At 41.5% G+C, this 15,711-nt stretch carries 13 protein-coding genes, 1 pseudogene and 2 riboswitches; of the genes and pseudogenes, 3 read left to right on the top strand and 11 right to left on the bottom strand.

Annotation, left to right across the window (positions count from 1 at the left end; all coding sequences use genetic code 11):
• Positions 1-18 precede the first annotated feature (18 nt).
• Both V7L95_RS06410 and V7L95_RS06415 read left to right on the top strand, forming a co-directional pair.
• On the top strand, positions 19-1,338 hold the full coding sequence (locus V7L95_RS06410; protein WP_008345676.1) for a gluconate:H+ symporter: 1,320 nt from the start codon (positions 19-21) through the stop codon (positions 1,336-1,338).
• A gap of 81 nt (positions 1,339-1,419) precedes the next feature.
• A riboswitch (SAM riboswitch) is annotated at positions 1,420-1,532 on the top strand.
• Between the two features lie 87 nt (positions 1,533-1,619).
• Complete coding sequence (locus V7L95_RS06415) at positions 1,620-2,744, top strand: 5-methyltetrahydropteroyltriglutamate--homocysteine S-methyltransferase (RefSeq protein WP_048002481.1); 1,125 nt, start codon at positions 1,620-1,622, stop codon at positions 2,742-2,744.
• Between the two features lie 54 nt (positions 2,745-2,798).
• On the opposite strand, the gene V7L95_RS06420 is transcribed toward V7L95_RS06415, so the two are convergent.
• The 11 genes from V7L95_RS06420 to V7L95_RS06470 form a co-directional block, all read right to left on the bottom strand.
• A complete protein-coding gene (locus tag V7L95_RS06420; RefSeq protein ID WP_048001184.1) occupies positions 2,799-4,217 on the bottom strand; it encodes a glycoside hydrolase family 1 protein in 1,419 nt (472 codons plus the stop codon).
• A complete protein-coding gene (locus V7L95_RS06425) occupies positions 4,189-6,096 on the bottom strand; it encodes a beta-glucoside-specific PTS transporter subunit IIABC (protein ID WP_017358648.1) in 1,908 nt (635 codons plus the stop codon). Before V7L95_RS06425 ends, V7L95_RS06420 begins: the two co-directional genes overlap by 29 nt.
• 324 nt (positions 6,097-6,420) lie before the next feature.
• Complete coding sequence (locus V7L95_RS06430) at positions 6,421-7,254, bottom strand: PRD domain-containing protein (RefSeq protein WP_017358647.1); 834 nt, start codon at positions 7,252-7,254, stop codon at positions 6,421-6,423.
• A 224-nt stretch (positions 7,255-7,478) separates the two neighbouring features.
• On the bottom strand, positions 7,479-8,294 hold the full coding sequence (locus V7L95_RS06435) for a YwqG family protein (protein WP_017358646.1): 816 nt from the start codon (positions 8,292-8,294) through the stop codon (positions 7,479-7,481).
• A gap of 173 nt (positions 8,295-8,467) precedes the next feature.
• Positions 8,468-9,307, bottom strand: coding sequence for a methyl-accepting chemotaxis protein (locus V7L95_RS06440; RefSeq protein WP_024719223.1), 840 nt, complete (start codon positions 9,305-9,307; stop codon positions 8,468-8,470).
• Between the two features lie 149 nt (positions 9,308-9,456).
• Entirely contained in the window at positions 9,457-10,191 is a 735-nt protein-coding gene (locus V7L95_RS06445; RefSeq protein WP_046344791.1) for an energy-coupling factor transporter transmembrane component T, read from the bottom strand.
• Complete coding sequence (locus V7L95_RS06450; RefSeq protein WP_340968540.1) at positions 10,181-11,779, bottom strand: energy-coupling factor transporter ATPase; 1,599 nt, start codon at positions 11,777-11,779, stop codon at positions 10,181-10,183. Before V7L95_RS06450 ends, V7L95_RS06445 begins: the two co-directional genes overlap by 11 nt.
• Entirely contained in the window at positions 11,754-12,353 is a 600-nt protein-coding gene (locus V7L95_RS06455) for an ECF transporter S component (protein ID WP_052320556.1), read from the bottom strand. The genes V7L95_RS06450 and V7L95_RS06455 overlap by 26 nt, the downstream gene beginning before the upstream one ends.
• Entirely contained in the window at positions 12,350-13,036 is a 687-nt protein-coding gene (gene tenA, locus V7L95_RS06460; protein WP_048001186.1) for a thiaminase II, read from the bottom strand. The genes V7L95_RS06455 and tenA overlap by 4 nt, the downstream gene beginning before the upstream one ends.
• A gap of 87 nt (positions 13,037-13,123) precedes the next feature.
• A riboswitch (TPP riboswitch) is annotated at positions 13,124-13,227 on the bottom strand.
• Between the two features lie 56 nt (positions 13,228-13,283).
• Positions 13,284-14,411, bottom strand: coding sequence for a hypothetical protein (locus tag V7L95_RS06465; protein WP_008345703.1), 1,128 nt, complete (start codon positions 14,409-14,411; stop codon positions 13,284-13,286).
• Positions 14,412-14,552: 141 nt separating this feature from the next.
• Complete coding sequence (locus V7L95_RS06470; RefSeq protein ID WP_017358640.1) at positions 14,553-15,209, bottom strand: type 1 glutamine amidotransferase domain-containing protein; 657 nt, start codon at positions 15,207-15,209, stop codon at positions 14,553-14,555.
• Positions 15,210-15,433: 224 nt separating this feature from the next.
• Between V7L95_RS06470 and V7L95_RS06475 the strand changes: the two are divergent.
• Positions 15,434-15,628: pseudogene (locus tag V7L95_RS06475) on the top strand (hypothetical protein); the annotation flags it as partial.
• Between the last annotated feature and the right edge of the window lie 83 nt (positions 15,629-15,711).

Here is a 15,711-nt window from a genome sequence, read left to right on the forward strand (position 1 = left end):
CACAAAGGAGGAAAGATCATGTCGTTAGTTTTTATCGGACTTGGCGTTTTGTTATTACTTTTACTCATGGTTGTCTTTAAGTTAAACGCTTTCATTTCGTTGATTATTGTCTCTTTAATCGTTGCCGTTTTAGAAGGCATGTCACCACTTGAAGCGATTGCTTCAGTCGAAAAAGGGCTTGGAAGTACACTCGGCCATCTGGCGTTGGTTCTTGGCTTTGGAGCGATGCTTGGTAAATTGATGGCTGATTCTGGCGGTGCTCAGCGTATTGCCATGACACTCATCGACCGCTTTGGTATCGGGAAAATCCAATGGGCGACGATGCTGACTGGATTTGTTATCGGAATTGCTCTATTTTATGAAACCGGATTCATTATTCTTATTCCATTAGTCTTTACCATTGCTCAAGCCGCAAGACTTCCTGTGTTGTATGTGGGAATGCCGCTCGTCGCTGCACTCATTACCACACATGGCTTCCTCCCTCCTCACCCAGGGCCGACAGCCATTGCCAATGTATTTCAAGCCAACATGGGACAAACCTTATTGGTTGGAATTATTTTAGCCATTCCTGCTGTTTTAGTAGGCGGACTTCTGTTTACGAAACTATTTAAGAAAGACCAACTGCATGCACACATTCCAAAGGACTTGTTTAATCCAAAGGAATTTACAGAAGAGGAAATGCCAAGCTTCGGCATTAGTATTTTCACCGCTATTTTACCTGTATTGCTCATGACATTCAGAGCATGTTTAGAAATTTTCTTCCCTTCCTCCCCGCTGCTACCGGCGGCTGAGTTTTTAGGTGAGCCGGCGATTGCCCTATTAATCTCTGTGCTACTTGCCATCTACACATTTGGTCTTGGCAGAGGAAAGAGCATGCAGGACGTCATGAAGTCGATTACGGATTCAATTGGCTCCATTGCGATGATTCTATTGATCATTGCAGGCGGCGGCGCCTTTAAACAGGTGCTCATTGACAGCGGCGTTGATCAATACATTGCAGGGATTATGCAAGGAAGCACACTGTCTCCTCTGCTCCTCACTTGGCTAATTGCAGCTGTCCTTCGTGTCTCTTTAGGGTCAGCGACTGTCGCGGGTCTCACAGCAGCTGGCATTTCTGCACCGCTAATTGGTTTGACGGGAGTCAGCCCAGAACTAATGGTGATTGCAACAGGCGCCGGCAGTATAACATTCTCTCATGTGAATGATGCAGGTTTCTGGATTTACAAAGAATACTTTAATTTGTCGATGGCTCAAACTTTTAAAACGTGGACTTTAATGGTGACAGTTCTATCACTTGTTGGATTAGCAGGTGTTCTCGTCGCTGATTTGTTTATGTAGGAAAATAAATAGGAAAAACCATTGACTTTTTCTCGAAAAGATTGAATAATTGTGTTTATTAAGAAAATTGAATCAAAGGTAACCTTATTAAGAGTGGTGGAGGGACTGGCCCTGTGAAACCCGGCAACCGCTGTTCCTAGGAACAGAATGGTGCTAATTCCTTAAGCAAGCTGAAGCTTGTTTGAAGATAAGGCAGAGATCTCACAGTATATGATGCTCTTCCTTATCCAAGGAAGAGCTTTTTTATTTGAATTATAACCTGAAGAAAGAAGGGATTCAGCATGACACAAGTACAAACCATTGGTAAGAAAACAACAAAGCCGCCATTTCGCGCAGATCAAGTAGGGAGTTTACTTCGTTCTGAACGCATCAAAGAAGCCCGCAAGCAAAAAGCAGACGGTACACTGACAGCAGAACAGCTCAGACAAATTGAAAACGAAGAAATCACTCGTATTGTAGAGAAGCAAAAAGAAATTGGATTAGAGGTTGTCACAGATGGAGAATTCAGACGTGCATGGTGGCATTTTGACTTTCTAGAAGGGCTTGATGGGGTCGAAGGATTTGAAGCAGACCAAGGCATTCAATTCCACAATACGACGACAAAAGCGAGAGGCATCAAAGTAACAGGTAAGATTGATTTTACTGATCATCCAATGCTGGAGGATTATCGCTTCCTTCACAGCATCGCGGGTGATCATACGGCTAAAATGACGATTCCAAGTCCGAATATGCTCTTTTTCCGTGGAAAGCTTGAAGAAGGTGTGTACGACAGCTTAGATGATTTTCACCATGACGTGGCACAAGCTTATAAAAAAGCCATCCGTGCTTTTTATGATGCAGGCTGCCGCTATTTGCAGCTAGATGATACAGCTTGGGCTGTGTTCTTTTCTGAAAAAGGACATGAACAAATCAAAGCTTTTGGCCGCGAGGAAGATGAACTGCGTGAATCGTTTGCGAAAACAATCAATGAAGCGGTTGCCGATCGACCAGAGGATTTGGTGATCACTATGCACATTTGCCGTGGTAATTTTAAATCAACTTGGGCAGCCGAAGGTGGTTATGAGGCAGCGGCAGAAACGATTTTTGCGGGTCTCGATTTGGATGGTCTCTTCTTAGAATTCGACGATGACCGTTCTGGCGGATTTGAACCCCTGCGTTATGTGAAGAATCCAAACCTTCAAATCGTACTAGGTCTTGTCACTTCAAAGTATGGGGAACTTGAACCCGTTGATCAGATCAAAAGACGAATCGAGGAAGCAGCTCAATATGTGGACATCAACCAAATCTGTTTGAGCCCACAATGCGGATTCGCTTCAACAGAGGAAGGCAATTTGTTAACAGAAGAACAGCAATGGGAAAAGCTGCGTCATGTGATTGAGATTGCGGATCAAGTGTGGACATCATAGTCCACTCACAATAAAAAGAGACAAACCGTTTGATCAGCGGTTTGTCTCTTTTTTTTATGCGTCTAAATGCTTTCCATTTGTCGCAATCACTTGTTTATACCAATCAAAGCTTTTCTTTTTCTTTCTATCTAATGTACCTTTTCCTTCGTTATCACGGTCGACATAAATGAAGCCGTAGCGTTTTTTCATTTCAGCTGTTGATGCGCTGACAAGGTCAATTGGGCCCCAGCTTGTATAGCCGATCAGGTCAACGCCGTCTGCGATCGCTTCTCTTGCCTCAAGCAAATGACTTCTTAGGTAATCAATTCGGTAATCGTCTTGAATTGAGCCGTCTTCTTCTACTTGATCCACAGCACCCAATCCATTTTCTACGATAAACAATGGTTTTTGGTAGCGGTCATATAGTTGGTTTAGTGTTGTACGAAGTCCTTTTGGATCAATTTGCCATCCCCAATCACTTGCTTCTAGATAAGGGTTTTTCACGCCTTCAAATAGGTTGCCACCAGTCACTTGTCCAAGTACCTCTGGATCTGTACTTGTCACAAAACTCATATAATAGCTGAAGCCAATATAGTCGACTGTATGGTTTCTTAGAATGTCTTCGTCACCGTCTTGGAATTCAATGTTGATGTTATTTTCCAGGAAATAACGTTTCATATATCCAGGGTAATAGCCTCTTGACTGTACATCTGAGAAGAACAATGTTTTACGATCTTGATCAATCGCAGCAAACATATCTTCTGGTCTTGAGCTGTACGGATAAGTTGTCATCGCTGCAATCATACAACCGATTTTCGCATCAGGAATGATTTCGTGTCCTGCTTTAACAGCTAGAGCACTTGCAACAAACTGATGATGCGCAGCTTGATATTGAATGCTTTTCTCGTCTTCGCCTTCTTCAAATACAAGGCCACCCCCTGTGAAAGGAGCATGTAAGACGACGTTAATTTCATTGAAGGTCATCCAATATTTCACTTTATCTTTAAAGCGAGTGAACAATGTTTTAGCGTATGTTTCATAAAGACCCACAAGCTTACGGTTTCTCCATCCGCCGTAGTTTTTCACAAGTGCAAGTGGCATTTCATAGTGAGAGATCGTGACAACTGGCTCAATTCCATGCTTATGCAGTTCATCAAATACTTTTTCATAGAAAGCGAGGCCCGCTTCATTCGGTTCCGCATCATCGCCATTTGGGAAAATACGTGGCCAAGAAATGGATAGTCTGAAGCACTTGAATCCCATTTCTGCAAACAGGGCAATATCTTCTTTGTAGCGATGATAGAAGTCGATCGCATCATGATATAAGTTAAGGTCTTTCATTGATTCATCGAATGGGTGCATAATACCGTGTGGTGATACATCCGCTGTGGATAAGCCTTTTCCATCTTTGTTATAAGCGCCTTCAATTTGGTTGGCGGCTACTGCGCCGCCCCATAAGAAACCTTTAGGAAATGTTTTTTCTAAATTGGTCATGTTGAATGCCCTCCTCATTTTCTTCTACACTGACTGTAAGCAATGTCTCTTTTACTGTAATCGCCCCATCTGTTTTCGCATCAACTTGTGCATAATCATTTGTGTTGGTGACGATAATTGGCGTTGTTACATCATAGCCTTCTTGCTGAATGCCCTCGATATCAAATTCAACGAGCACATCTCCTGCTTGAACAAGATCACCTGACTCTACATGACTTGTGAAATGTTTACCGCCAAGTTTTACTGTATCAATCCCCACATGGATGAGAAGCTCTGTGCCTTGATCACTCTTTAAACCAATGGCATGTTTTGTTTGGAAAATGGTTTCAACCTTGCCATTGAACGGTGCTACTACACGTCCAACTGTTGGGACAATGGCTGTTCCTTTACCCATGATTTCATTAGAGAATGTTGCATCATTTACTTGATTGAGCGGCTTTAGTTGACCTTCAAGCGGGCTTTGTACCAATTCATTTTGAAGCGCTACTGTGTCTTTCTTTTCTTCTGGTTTGTCTGCTTTTGTATCATCTTTCACTGGTACATCTTTGAATCCTAGAACAAGTGTCATGATGGTTGCTACAACAAAGCCGATCACTAATCCAATGATGGAGTAAACAAATGTCGGTCCAATGAACGTTGGGAGACCTGGGAGACCTGCTGATCCAGATATCACATACGACTTTACTTTGAAGATGGACATGAACACGCCGCCTGCTGCTGCACCAATGAGGGCTGCAAGGAACGGTTTTTTCAATCGCATGTTCACACCATACATAGCAGGTTCAGTAATACCCATTAATGCAGTGATACTTGTAGACATCGCCAATGATTTGAATGTTTTGTTTTTTGATCTTAAGAAGACACCGAATGCTGCGCCTGCTTGTGCCATATTCGCTACAAACATCATTGGAAGAATGAAGTCAAAACCGTTTAATGTAATGTTGTTGATCATGATTGGAAGTAGTGCATAGTGCATGCCCGTAATGATCAATGGTGACATAAAGCCACCGATTAAGAGTCCGGCCAAAATACCTGCATGTTTGAACAATAAATCAATTCCACCTGAAAGGCCATTTCCGATAATCCCACCAAGCGGTCCAACCGCGATGAGCATAATTGGTACCACGACAAGAAGTGTAACTGTTGGAACAAGAATGATTTTTAGTGATTTCGGACTATATTTTTCTGCGAATCTTTCAACATATGAGCCGAGCCAGATAGTGAGTAGAATTGGAATCACCGATGAAGAGTACACAACGGCAACCACTGGCAAGCCTAGAAATTCTGTATTTCCTGCACCTAGTAAAGCAGTTAACTGCGGGTGCAGTGCGGCTGCTGCAATGGCAGCGGCGATATACTGATTTGTGCCAATTTTCTTGGCTACGCTTACAGCAAGCAGAATCGGTAAGAAGTAAAAGGCTCCGTCTCCGATAGCTGTTAAAATCGCATATGTGCTGCTTTTATCTGAGATCCATTGGAACGTCAGCATTAATGCCAAGATCCCTTTGATCATACCAGCTCCAGCGATGGCTGGAAGAATCGGTGTGAAGACACCAGAGATAAAATCGAAAAGCTTTGAAATCACATTTTGTTTTGATGCTTCTTCTGAATCGCCTGACTTTACATCTGTTGATAACCCAGAATCAGCAATCATTGCTTGATAGACGTTTGATACGTCGTTGCCAATAATGACATGGTATTGACCGCCGCTTTGATTCACGCCCATGACGCCGTCTGTTGATTGCAGCTTCTCTTTATCCGCTTTGCTTTCATCGTATAAGTTGAAGCGGAGCCTTGTCATACAGTGCGTGACATGCTTAACATTCTTTTCACCGCCGACAAGCTCTAGAACTTCTTTTGCTGTTTGTTTGTGGTTCATTGTGTTACCCTCCAATCGTTGATTTCATCTTGATATAGAAAAAACCTAAACATCCATTAATGCCCGAAAAATAGCGATTCAGACATTAATCGATATTTAGGTTTTGCCTGCTTAACCAGTAACAATCCTTCATAGCGATTGATCGTTATTCAATTTTATAAGCCTTTAGATACAAAAAACCTAAATCATGCCTTATCAAAGATAGGGACAATGATTTAGGTTTTGCCTGCTTGACCAGTAACAATCCTAAAAGATTGTGGGTTATTGAGTTTATAGTTATAAATTAGCATGTTAATTTTGATATGTCAACGCTTTCTTTTTGATTTATTTTCTTTTTATGACTCGATCGATGTGCAAAGTTAAGTATAACATCTCATCTTCTATGAGACTTCGGTTGTATTCTTTTTGAACATAGTCATTAATTTTCTCCGCACATTGAAAAGCGGCTGTATTTTTTTCCTTTACCACTTCATACAGAAACTCATTTTGATTTTCCATTTGTGTTTCGTTAAACAGACGCTGTCCAAAAAACTTCAAATGCGTGACAAAACGGAAATAATTTAATGATTCTTCGTCCAAATCAATTTGGAAATGATACTTTACGATGTTCAAAATATCTTGAATCAGTTTTGTAATTTGAATGACATTCGGCATTTCCTCATTCAGTTCTGCATTGACAATATGCATCGCAATAAAGCCTGCTTCATCCTCGGGAAGATGGATGTTGAGCTTGTCCTGTATGATCCGAATCGCTTCTACACCACACATGAATTCCTCTTTGTACAGCCGTTTGATTTCCCAAAGCAAGGCATTTTTTATGTCCATTCCTTTTTGATGACGTTCAATAGCAAAGGTAATATGATCCGTTAATGTGACATAGATGCTGTCATTTAAATTTTTGTTAAGGGTCGTTCTCGCGTAATCGATAATTGCCTCACACACTTGCATATACTCGATCGGAATATCATAAAGCAGGGTTTTGAATTTTTCTGATATATCTTTATTTTGAATGGAAAATACTTTTTCGATACGTTCTTCGTCAATCGGGTCTCCGCTTTTCTTTTGAAACGCAATCCCTCTACCCATAATGACCAGCTCATGCTGCTCGTCATCATACGCACTGACCACATTATTGTTGATTACTTTCGAAATGATCAATTGATCCCCCCCAGTACATTCCGCTTTTTCGAGCATTTCATTGTTGATTGATATGTCATTTTATTATTATTTTCAAAAAAGAGGACTTTAAGATGATTTTACATTTTTTTTTGATACGGTCAACTAGAAAGAATGACATATTACCTCTCAGAAATGACGATTTAGGGGCAAAAAGGCTAAAAATAGACAAAAAACACTCTTCAAAAAGAGTGTTTTTTACAAAATTAGGAGCAATCCCAGTTATAGACGACATTTTCGAAATGTTTTCGTTTGAGGTCTTCTGGTTTGATAAAAAAGTTAGCAATGCCGCAATCTCCCCACAACATGTCCACTTCATCATCTGAGTCAATTTGCAATAATAGCACAGTATGTTCTTGGTCTACATAGGTACGCGGGTCTTCTTGTGTAAAACCTGGGTATCCGCCAACTTTATGGCCAAAACCACTTGCTGTCTCATAAAATTCATCTAGCAATTGATCTGCTTCATCACCATCAATACCAACAGCATCTTCGAATAGATCCCAGCTTTGCTTTCCTGTGACTTTTTCAAAGCGGAAATCTCCTACACTGATCGTTTCGCTTGATAATTCACCTGTAATTGCACCTTCCTTCGTAACTGGAAAATAAAAATCGTCAGGAATTTTCACGAATGAAAAATCAGTCAATAAGTCTTCTTCAGCTAAGAAAGGTTCCTCAATAAATTTGATCCGAAAATCTTTTTGCTCTGTTTTTTGGTCAATATTCATCCCATAAAGATCATCATGTACAGAAATAAACACTTGCAAAAGTCCTGTTTCTGGGTAATCTTTCAGCTTTGGCAGCTGGCCGAAATTGATTTGTGCCAGCAGCTTCATAGGATGGCCTTCTCCATCAACGGGATATTCGTCGTTTTTGGGGAAATAAGGATCACCTGCTATTTTGCTGTCATATGGTCCTGTTTTTCCTTGTTTTATCTGTAATTGAATCAGTGGTTTTTCAGTTTGATCTAGCAATGGACGGTAAGGCGCAAGTACTTCTTGCAGCTTTGCTGATTGTGTCAAGATGGTCTTCCTCCTTATGAATAGGTCTAATGATCAAAACAGGTCTCTCTTTTTCTATCATACAGAAGTGTAACTTCCCTGTCAGTGAAAAATCCGTCAATATCATGACAAAAAACTCACTTCAACACGTTAAAAAACCTCCGATACGGCTGGAGGTTTTGTGATTCGTTTATTTATTTCACTTGATAATTCACTAAGTCTGTTGCCAATGATTTCATCGTTTCGTTCGTTTCGTGCAGCCCCTCAATAATTTTTGTGAAAGTGCCAACGAGTTCTGCTTGATGTTCAGAAGAAGCCACGATTTGTGCTATTTCTTCTTCCATTCCTTTGATTGAGCCTTGCACATCTTTTAGCGCTGTTTCAATATCAGTCGTTGCTTGCTTCGCGTGAGTAGACAGCTTTCTCACTTCCGTAGCAACCACCCCAAAGCCTGCTCCTGCTTCACCGACTCTTGCAGCCTCAATGGATGCATTGAGTCCAAGTAAGTTCGTTTGATCAGAGATACCTTTGATGAGATTAGACACTTGGTTGATTTTAGAGGAATTTTCGACAGTGGTTTTTGTATTTTGTAGAATTTGTTCACTTGTCGCTTGTAGTTCCTCTGAATGTGCAGCCACTTGCTGTACCATCGCGACCAGTTTTTCGGAAGCATCGTTACTTTCCGTCATAATGTGTTCTAATCGTTGTTGATTCGTTTGGTCATATGCTACACAGAAGGCAGCGATCACTTGACCATTGTCATCTTTAATCGGGACGGCGACGATGTCCATAGGAATACCGTACACCTCTTTAGGAATCTGGATAAATGATGGCTCTCTCCCATTTTTCAACATCGAAAAGTTTTGGAACCCGGGAGCTACAACGTCCCCTGCTTTAAACCCTAAGTCAATGTTCCCGTGCTGCTGATAATAAAGAACCTTCTCTTTCCCTAATACAGAAAAGGTTAGCTGCTCTCTCATAGCTAGTCCAACGATTGGTAAAGCGTCTATTATGTTATCAATTCTCTGTGACATTCGCTCACGTTCATCCTCTCTTTTTCTCAGTACACTCTCTTTATCGGTTCTTTATATGATCTATTACAGCCTGCAATGTGTACTAATATCAACCAAATGACCTAAGACATATAAAACAGCCACATTCTATCAAGAGAATGTGGCTGTTTTTAAAAGAAGAAGATGCATATCAACACACTAATGACGATGAAAAAAAGATACATGCAGTCGATCCATGAAGTGCTGATGACATGATAATACGTTCTCTCCCTCGTCCCTGTGAAGCCTCTTGCTTCCATCGCAATGGCTAGTCGTTCAGATTTCCGTACGCCTTGCGTGAAAAGAGGGAGTGCATAACGTATAAACGCTTTCCAACTGTTTTTTTGCTTGTAACCTCTAATTTTATGTGCAGCCTTCATTTGCTTCAATTCACTTTGAAACAACGGGATAAACCGGAAGCCTGCCAGCATCCCATATGCCCATTTGGGTGACATTCGGCATTGATGGATTAAGCTCATCATAAAGGCCGTCAAATCAGTTGTTGATGTAAAAAGGAGACCAAATGTCACAAACCCAAGCATTCTAAAAGAAATGGTCAGCCCATTTCTTAAACTCTCCTCTGTGATATGAAACCATGCCCATTTCCAAACTGTATGATCTCCCTTGCCAAAGGCCGCCATCATCCAAAACACGAGAATGAAAAAGAGCAGATAAGGTACAAGTCTGGTGATGAGATATTTCAAATTCCAGCCGCCTAGGACAAGTCCAATTCCAAGTGCAAACAGCCAGATGATGAACGTCGTTTTAGGATCAGAAATCGCCATCAGACCGCACATCGCAAGGAGATGGGCGAGTAATTTCATGACTGGATTTACAGTGGATAGAAAAGAGTGATTACTTTGCAATCGTCATCACTTCCTTTCTTTCAGCCATATAGCGATAATGTAACGGCACTCTCAGCTCACAGGAAGTGACAAGTTCCTGATGAGAAAATAAATCAAAAGGCGTACCATCATAAACATGCTCCCCTTGATGAAAAACAAGCACTTGATCAGCGCACTCATCAACGAGTTCCATATCATGTGTGACCATGATAATAGTGGTGCCTTGTCGTTGACGTTCTTTTAAACGCCGGATTAACTCCCTCGCCGTTTTCTCATCCTGCCCGAAGGTCGGCTCATCTAAAATGAGTACATCCTGATCAAAAAGAAGCATCGTGGCAACACTTAATCTTCTTTTTTGTCCTAAACTTAAGGTGAAAGGATGCACGTCTCTATGCTTCTCTAGGCCGAACTCTGCCAATAGCTGATTCGTTTTTTCTTGCACCACAGGCTCTGGCCAATTTCGCTGTCTCCCACCAAATGCGATTTCATCAAACACTGTGTCCTGTATAAATTGAAGTTCTGGATTTTGAAATACAAAGCCGGCTTTTTCATATAATGTTCGGTCAGACCACTTTTTCAGGTGTTTTCCTTTTAAAAAAATGTGACCTTTCTTTATTGGTTCTAAACGGATGACATGTTTAAGAAACGTACTTTTTCCGCTTCCATTTTCACCAATGATCGCAACCCAATCTCCTGCTTTTATATCAAGGTGCAGGTCATCTATAATGCTTTTTTTCCCGTAGCTTAATTGTAGATGATCTGTGCGAATAATGATCTCTCGATTTGTTGATGACAATTTCTCATGACGTTCTTTTCTCGCCTCAAAGGTTTGCAAGAGTGTTTGACTCAGTGGATGAAATGAATCTTGTACGATAGTGGACCATTTCTCGGGAAATATTTTCGGACGCCAAATGCCGGCTTCTTTCATTTCTCCCTCAAATGTGTTCATCACGCCTTTTGGCGTTCCATCTGCTATAATACAGCCTTGATGATCTAATAAGATCACCCGATCCATCCACTCGATGACACCGTCTAACACATGCTCCACAAAAATCATCGTCTGATTCTGTTCAGCCGAAAGCTGCTGAAGCAATTGAAATATCTCCATTCTTCCTGCTGGGTCAAGCTGTGCAGTCGGTTCATCAAAGAACAGGACATCTGGCTCTAATGCTAGTAAACAAGCAAGCGCCAACCGCTGCTTCATTCCGCCAGATAAGGTATGAATATCTGTATTTGGGTCGACATCTAGCTGTACTTTTTTCATGAGATGCTGAATCATATCATCCATTTGTTCACGAGGGACAGATCGATTCTCTAAGCTAAACGCAATTTCTTCATTGACTCGGTGCATACAAAACTGCGAATCTGGGTCTTGAAACATGACACCAGTATGCCTTTGCCGCATCACTTCTCCCTGTACTTCAGCTTCCATATGCTCTGGAATAATGCCAGCAAGCACAGAAATCAGCGTAGATTTCCCGCTTCCACTTGGTCCTAAAATCAGCACCTTTTCCCCCTTTTGAATAGAAAGAGATACTTGATGAAGAACGGGATTCGCCTGTTCATAAAAACGGACAGTGAGATTACTGCACGCGAGAAATGAATCCATGCTGGTCACCCTTACTTCGTTTTTCTTTCATGATGGCATATTGATCCAGCACACCTGTTTTAGATAAAGCATCCACCACAACCTTTGCCAAGCAACCACCGAGTAACATGCCGCTAATGACTTGAGTGACAAGGGTCATGAGTAACACTTGAGGCGTGTAATAGCCGAATCCATTGGCAATGAGGCTATATGCCATTGCCCCTACTGCTGCAAAGGCACCAGACAACATGAGTGTCCACATGCGATATCGCTTATAGCCAAATAGAACGAAGGCGATTTCTGCTCCAAGTCCTTGGCACACACCAATCAAAAGCGCAGAAAGACCGAAGTGGCTGCCTGTCAGTAATTCCACGGCGGCGGCAGCTGTTTCTGCGATGAGGGCAGCGCCAGGCTTTTGGATAATGTAAGCAACGATTGGACTGGCAATGACCCAAATTCCGAACATGATGTTGCCTCCTGCTGGACCGACAAGGGCTGTAATCGGTAAATAAAGAGTCGACCACCCTAAATAGATGACTCCGCATGCCACAGATAAAATGACAGCAAGAACGACTTCTTTCATCTTCCATGTCATGAAGAATGCACCTCCATTTGGACAGGCCACTCTTCGACAGTAAAGGCCATGTCCCAGAATTTATACTCAAGCTGACAGCTTAAGATGAAGTGCTGTTTCATTTTCTTCTTTTCCTTCTCACTTGCTTCTTCCGCCCACTGATCAAGCCGTTTGCAAAGCTCCACTGTAACAGAGTCCGTTAACCCGCCATAAAACGTGATCCACTCATAGAATGGATGGGCAGGATCGGGCTCTACATCTCTGAGCATTCGTTTGCCTATTTCCCAATAGGTCCAAGGGCAAGGGAGCAAAACCGCAATGATTTCTCCTAGCGTCCCTTCCTCGGCGACTTGCAGCATGTGATGAATATAGTGATGAGCACTTGGCGCCAAAGATGCACCTTGCAGTTCATCATAAGCGACACCTGCCACCCGGCAAAGGTTTTGATGAGGATGTGTCTCACTATCAAGGACAAAAGCCATTTGTTGATGGAAAAAGGTAATGTCCTCTCTGTCTGTACATCTGCTAATGGCTGCCGCATAAATTTTAATAAAGGCATTTAAATATTCTGCATCCTGTTTGACATAATGAATGATCTGTTCCTTTTCGAGTTCTCCTGCTGCGAGTCCTCTCACAAACGGATGCTGATAAATCGCTTCAAATAATGGTTCTGCTTCTTGCCTTAATTGGGTTGAAAATGTCATAAAAAAAGCCTCCTCTTTTTCAGTTGAATAAATGAAAAAGCCACCCCAAATGGAGCGGCCTTCTTATCGATTCAATCATGAATAAGACAAGGTCCAGCTCCACTTCCCTCCGCTAGTACAAACTAGATCAGGTTCAAAGGGTCCAAGATTTTCTCTTGTCTCAGTCATACATGACTCCCCTAGTGGACTTTTGTCATTTAATTATCTTTACTCTACACATGTGGCGATTTGATGTCAACCGCCGATCTTAATTCAATGTATTGATCGTTGGCAGCTTCTCGATCCCTGCTGCATAGTAGAAATTAAGGACACTGAAGAAATCAATTGGCTTTCCTGTCTTTAAATCAACAGCCAAAATATGATCGCCGTAATTTGTCAGGTCATCAATGTCTAAACGCCTTGGCGTTGTCTTTCCGAGAGTATCAACAAAGCTGCTATGGTAGTACTGCCCACTAGCAAACGATGATTCATGATACATAAATAATGTCTCCACATCTAAGTAGACAAGAATGGCCTCAGAGGAACTCGCGTATGGAGCAGAGTACGATACTGGTGCCGAAATACTTTTCACTTTTACACTGTCAACAGAATGCGTTCTCTGTTGATATTTTCCATCATATGAGAAATAAAATACACGCTCCCATTTATAATCGGCGGTCTTAGATTGTTTGTTATACACTTTTGTACCATTTGCGAAAACATCCCCATTGGCATACGAAGCAACAAAGTATTGCAATGTTGATGACAGGGATTCAGCACCTGTGAAATTTGGTGGGTTTTTTGCATTCACCTGTAATGTATATGAGTCTCCAAAGTCTCCACCGCTAGTAATACCAAACGCATAATCACCCGCTGGTAAATTGCTTAACGCAAGCAGACTGCCTGCTGGTTGAATCAGATCCGTTGGATAAGCTTGTCCTTCTTCATAATCAATAACAAATAACTGAACGAAATAATCAGCATTTGGAGAGGTAATCCTGCTGATGAGCGCCTGAGGGGACGATGTACTTAAGAACCATAAATCAACTGGATCTTCCTCGTTTAAAACTGCCGATTGATTAATGGCTAGTCCATCAATAGAGCGAACGGCAGACGTGCGCATCTTTCCATCTGCAGCCGCTTTTCGTTTAATACTTATTCCCTTTTTCTTATCTACTTTAAATGATTTTTTTACTTCCTTCTGTTGAACCGCAGTCCCTTTATCCTGCTTTTCAAACGACTCTTGCACTTGCTGAATGGCTTTTTCAGTCAGTGGCGATACTTTTTCACTTGATTTTGGTGCATCTTCTGCTTTGATTGCTGGTGAAAATAAACCTGTTGTGACCAATAAAATAGACAGTAAGGCGGCGGTGATTTTGACATAAAATGCTCTCACAGGAACATCCCCTTTTCCCTAATTTGGGTTTTTTACCCTGTGATTATTTTACCATTTTTCTAATACTTGTTTTGGACTTTTTTAGGAAATTTTTATAACAAAAAACCAGCCGTATGAGTCACGACTGGTTTTTTTGATGATTTATGCAATGGTTTTGACAAATAAGCGTGCTGTTTCTGCACTTGATCCTGGATTTTGTCCAGTAATGATTTGTCCATCTACAACAGCGAATGGCGCAAATGCATCGCCTTTTTCAAATGCTGCCCCTTGCTCGCGAAGTTTTGTTTCCAATAAAAATGGAACTTTAGATGTCAGCTGAACAGCATCCTCTTCCTCATTTGTGAATCCTGTTATTTTCTTGCCGTCGATAAATGATTTTCCATCACGATCCTTCACATCAACAAAGGCAGAAACGCCATGGCAAACTGCCCCAACGGCTCCATTTTTGTCTGAAATCGCTAAGATCGCATCGGCAACCAATTGATTGGATGCAAAGTCGATCATTGGGCCATGTCCTCCAGCAAAGAAAATGCCATCATACTCAGCTGGGTTTACATCTGTCAGTGCCTTTGTGTCTTGAAGTAATTCATACACATCTTGATATTGTGCTGGAACTCCTTCAGGAATTGAATTTTTATCGATCGGTACTGTTCCACCTTTTATTGAAACAATTTGCACGTTGAGTCCATTTTCTTTAAAAATATGAAATGGCTCGGCCAATTCTTCTAGCCATAAGCCTGTTGGGTGTCCGTTCATTTCTGAGCTGCTTGTTGATACTAATAAAACGTTCTTGCTCAACTTTATCATCCTTTCTATTTATCATGTGGCTATTTTATATTTTGCACAATTAAATATCAAGCAATCAGACTTGGATACAACTCTTTATGTTATACCCGATTTTTTAAAAAATATAGCCTCACTTCAAATCTAATCATTCTGTCACATTCTATTGACAGGGAATTTCATGTAAAATTGTGATGAAATGATATAATATGAGAAACAATTGACAGACCTCTTGCGCTAGAGGGAATTTAAAAGGAGTGGAAAAAGAGATGAAAACCTATTCGATTGTGATGATTATCATCACGCTCTGTATCATATTGGCTGTCTTTTTAATGAATCTTACGGGCGTCATGTATGGAAAAATCATATTGGCTGTCGCTGTTGCCCTTTGTCTTACGTCCATTATTCGTTTGATGGGAATGCGTAAAAGATAAAAGCCGCCCTCTGGGGCGGCTTTACTGTGTAGACAAACCCTCGCATTCGGTGTCAGTCCTGCGCTTCGGTGCTCACCAATGTC

The organism is Bacillus sp. PPSBB_11 (genome assembly GCF_038023285.1).
GTDB classification, from domain to species: domain Bacteria; phylum Bacillota; class Bacilli; order Bacillales; family Bacillaceae; genus Bacillus; species Bacillus altitudinis.

Coding starts and splice junctions, on each gene's coding strand:
- V7L95_RS06410 (WP_008345676.1), top strand. CDS start 19: ATGTCGTTAGTTTTTATCGGACTTGGCGTTTTGTTATTACTTTTACTC.
- V7L95_RS06415 (WP_048002481.1), top strand. CDS start 1,620: ATGACACAAGTACAAACCATTGGTAAGAAAACAACAAAGCCGCCATTT.
- V7L95_RS06420 (WP_048001184.1), bottom strand. CDS start 4,217: ATGACCAATTTAGAAAAAACATTTCCTAAAGGTTTCTTATGGGGCGGC.
- V7L95_RS06425 (WP_017358648.1), bottom strand. CDS start 6,096: ATGAACCACAAACAAACAGCAAAAGAAGTTCTAGAGCTTGTCGGCGGT.
- V7L95_RS06440 (WP_024719223.1), bottom strand. CDS start 9,307: ATGTCACAGAGAATTGATAACATAATAGACGCTTTACCAATCGTTGGA.
- V7L95_RS06450 (WP_340968540.1), bottom strand. CDS start 11,779: ATGGATTCATTTCTCGCGTGCAGTAATCTCACTGTCCGTTTTTATGAA.
- V7L95_RS06455 (WP_052320556.1), bottom strand. CDS start 12,353: ATGACATGGAAGATGAAAGAAGTCGTTCTTGCTGTCATTTTATCTGTG.
- tenA (WP_048001186.1), bottom strand. CDS start 13,036: ATGACATTTTCAACCCAATTAAGGCAAGAAGCAGAACCATTATTTGAA.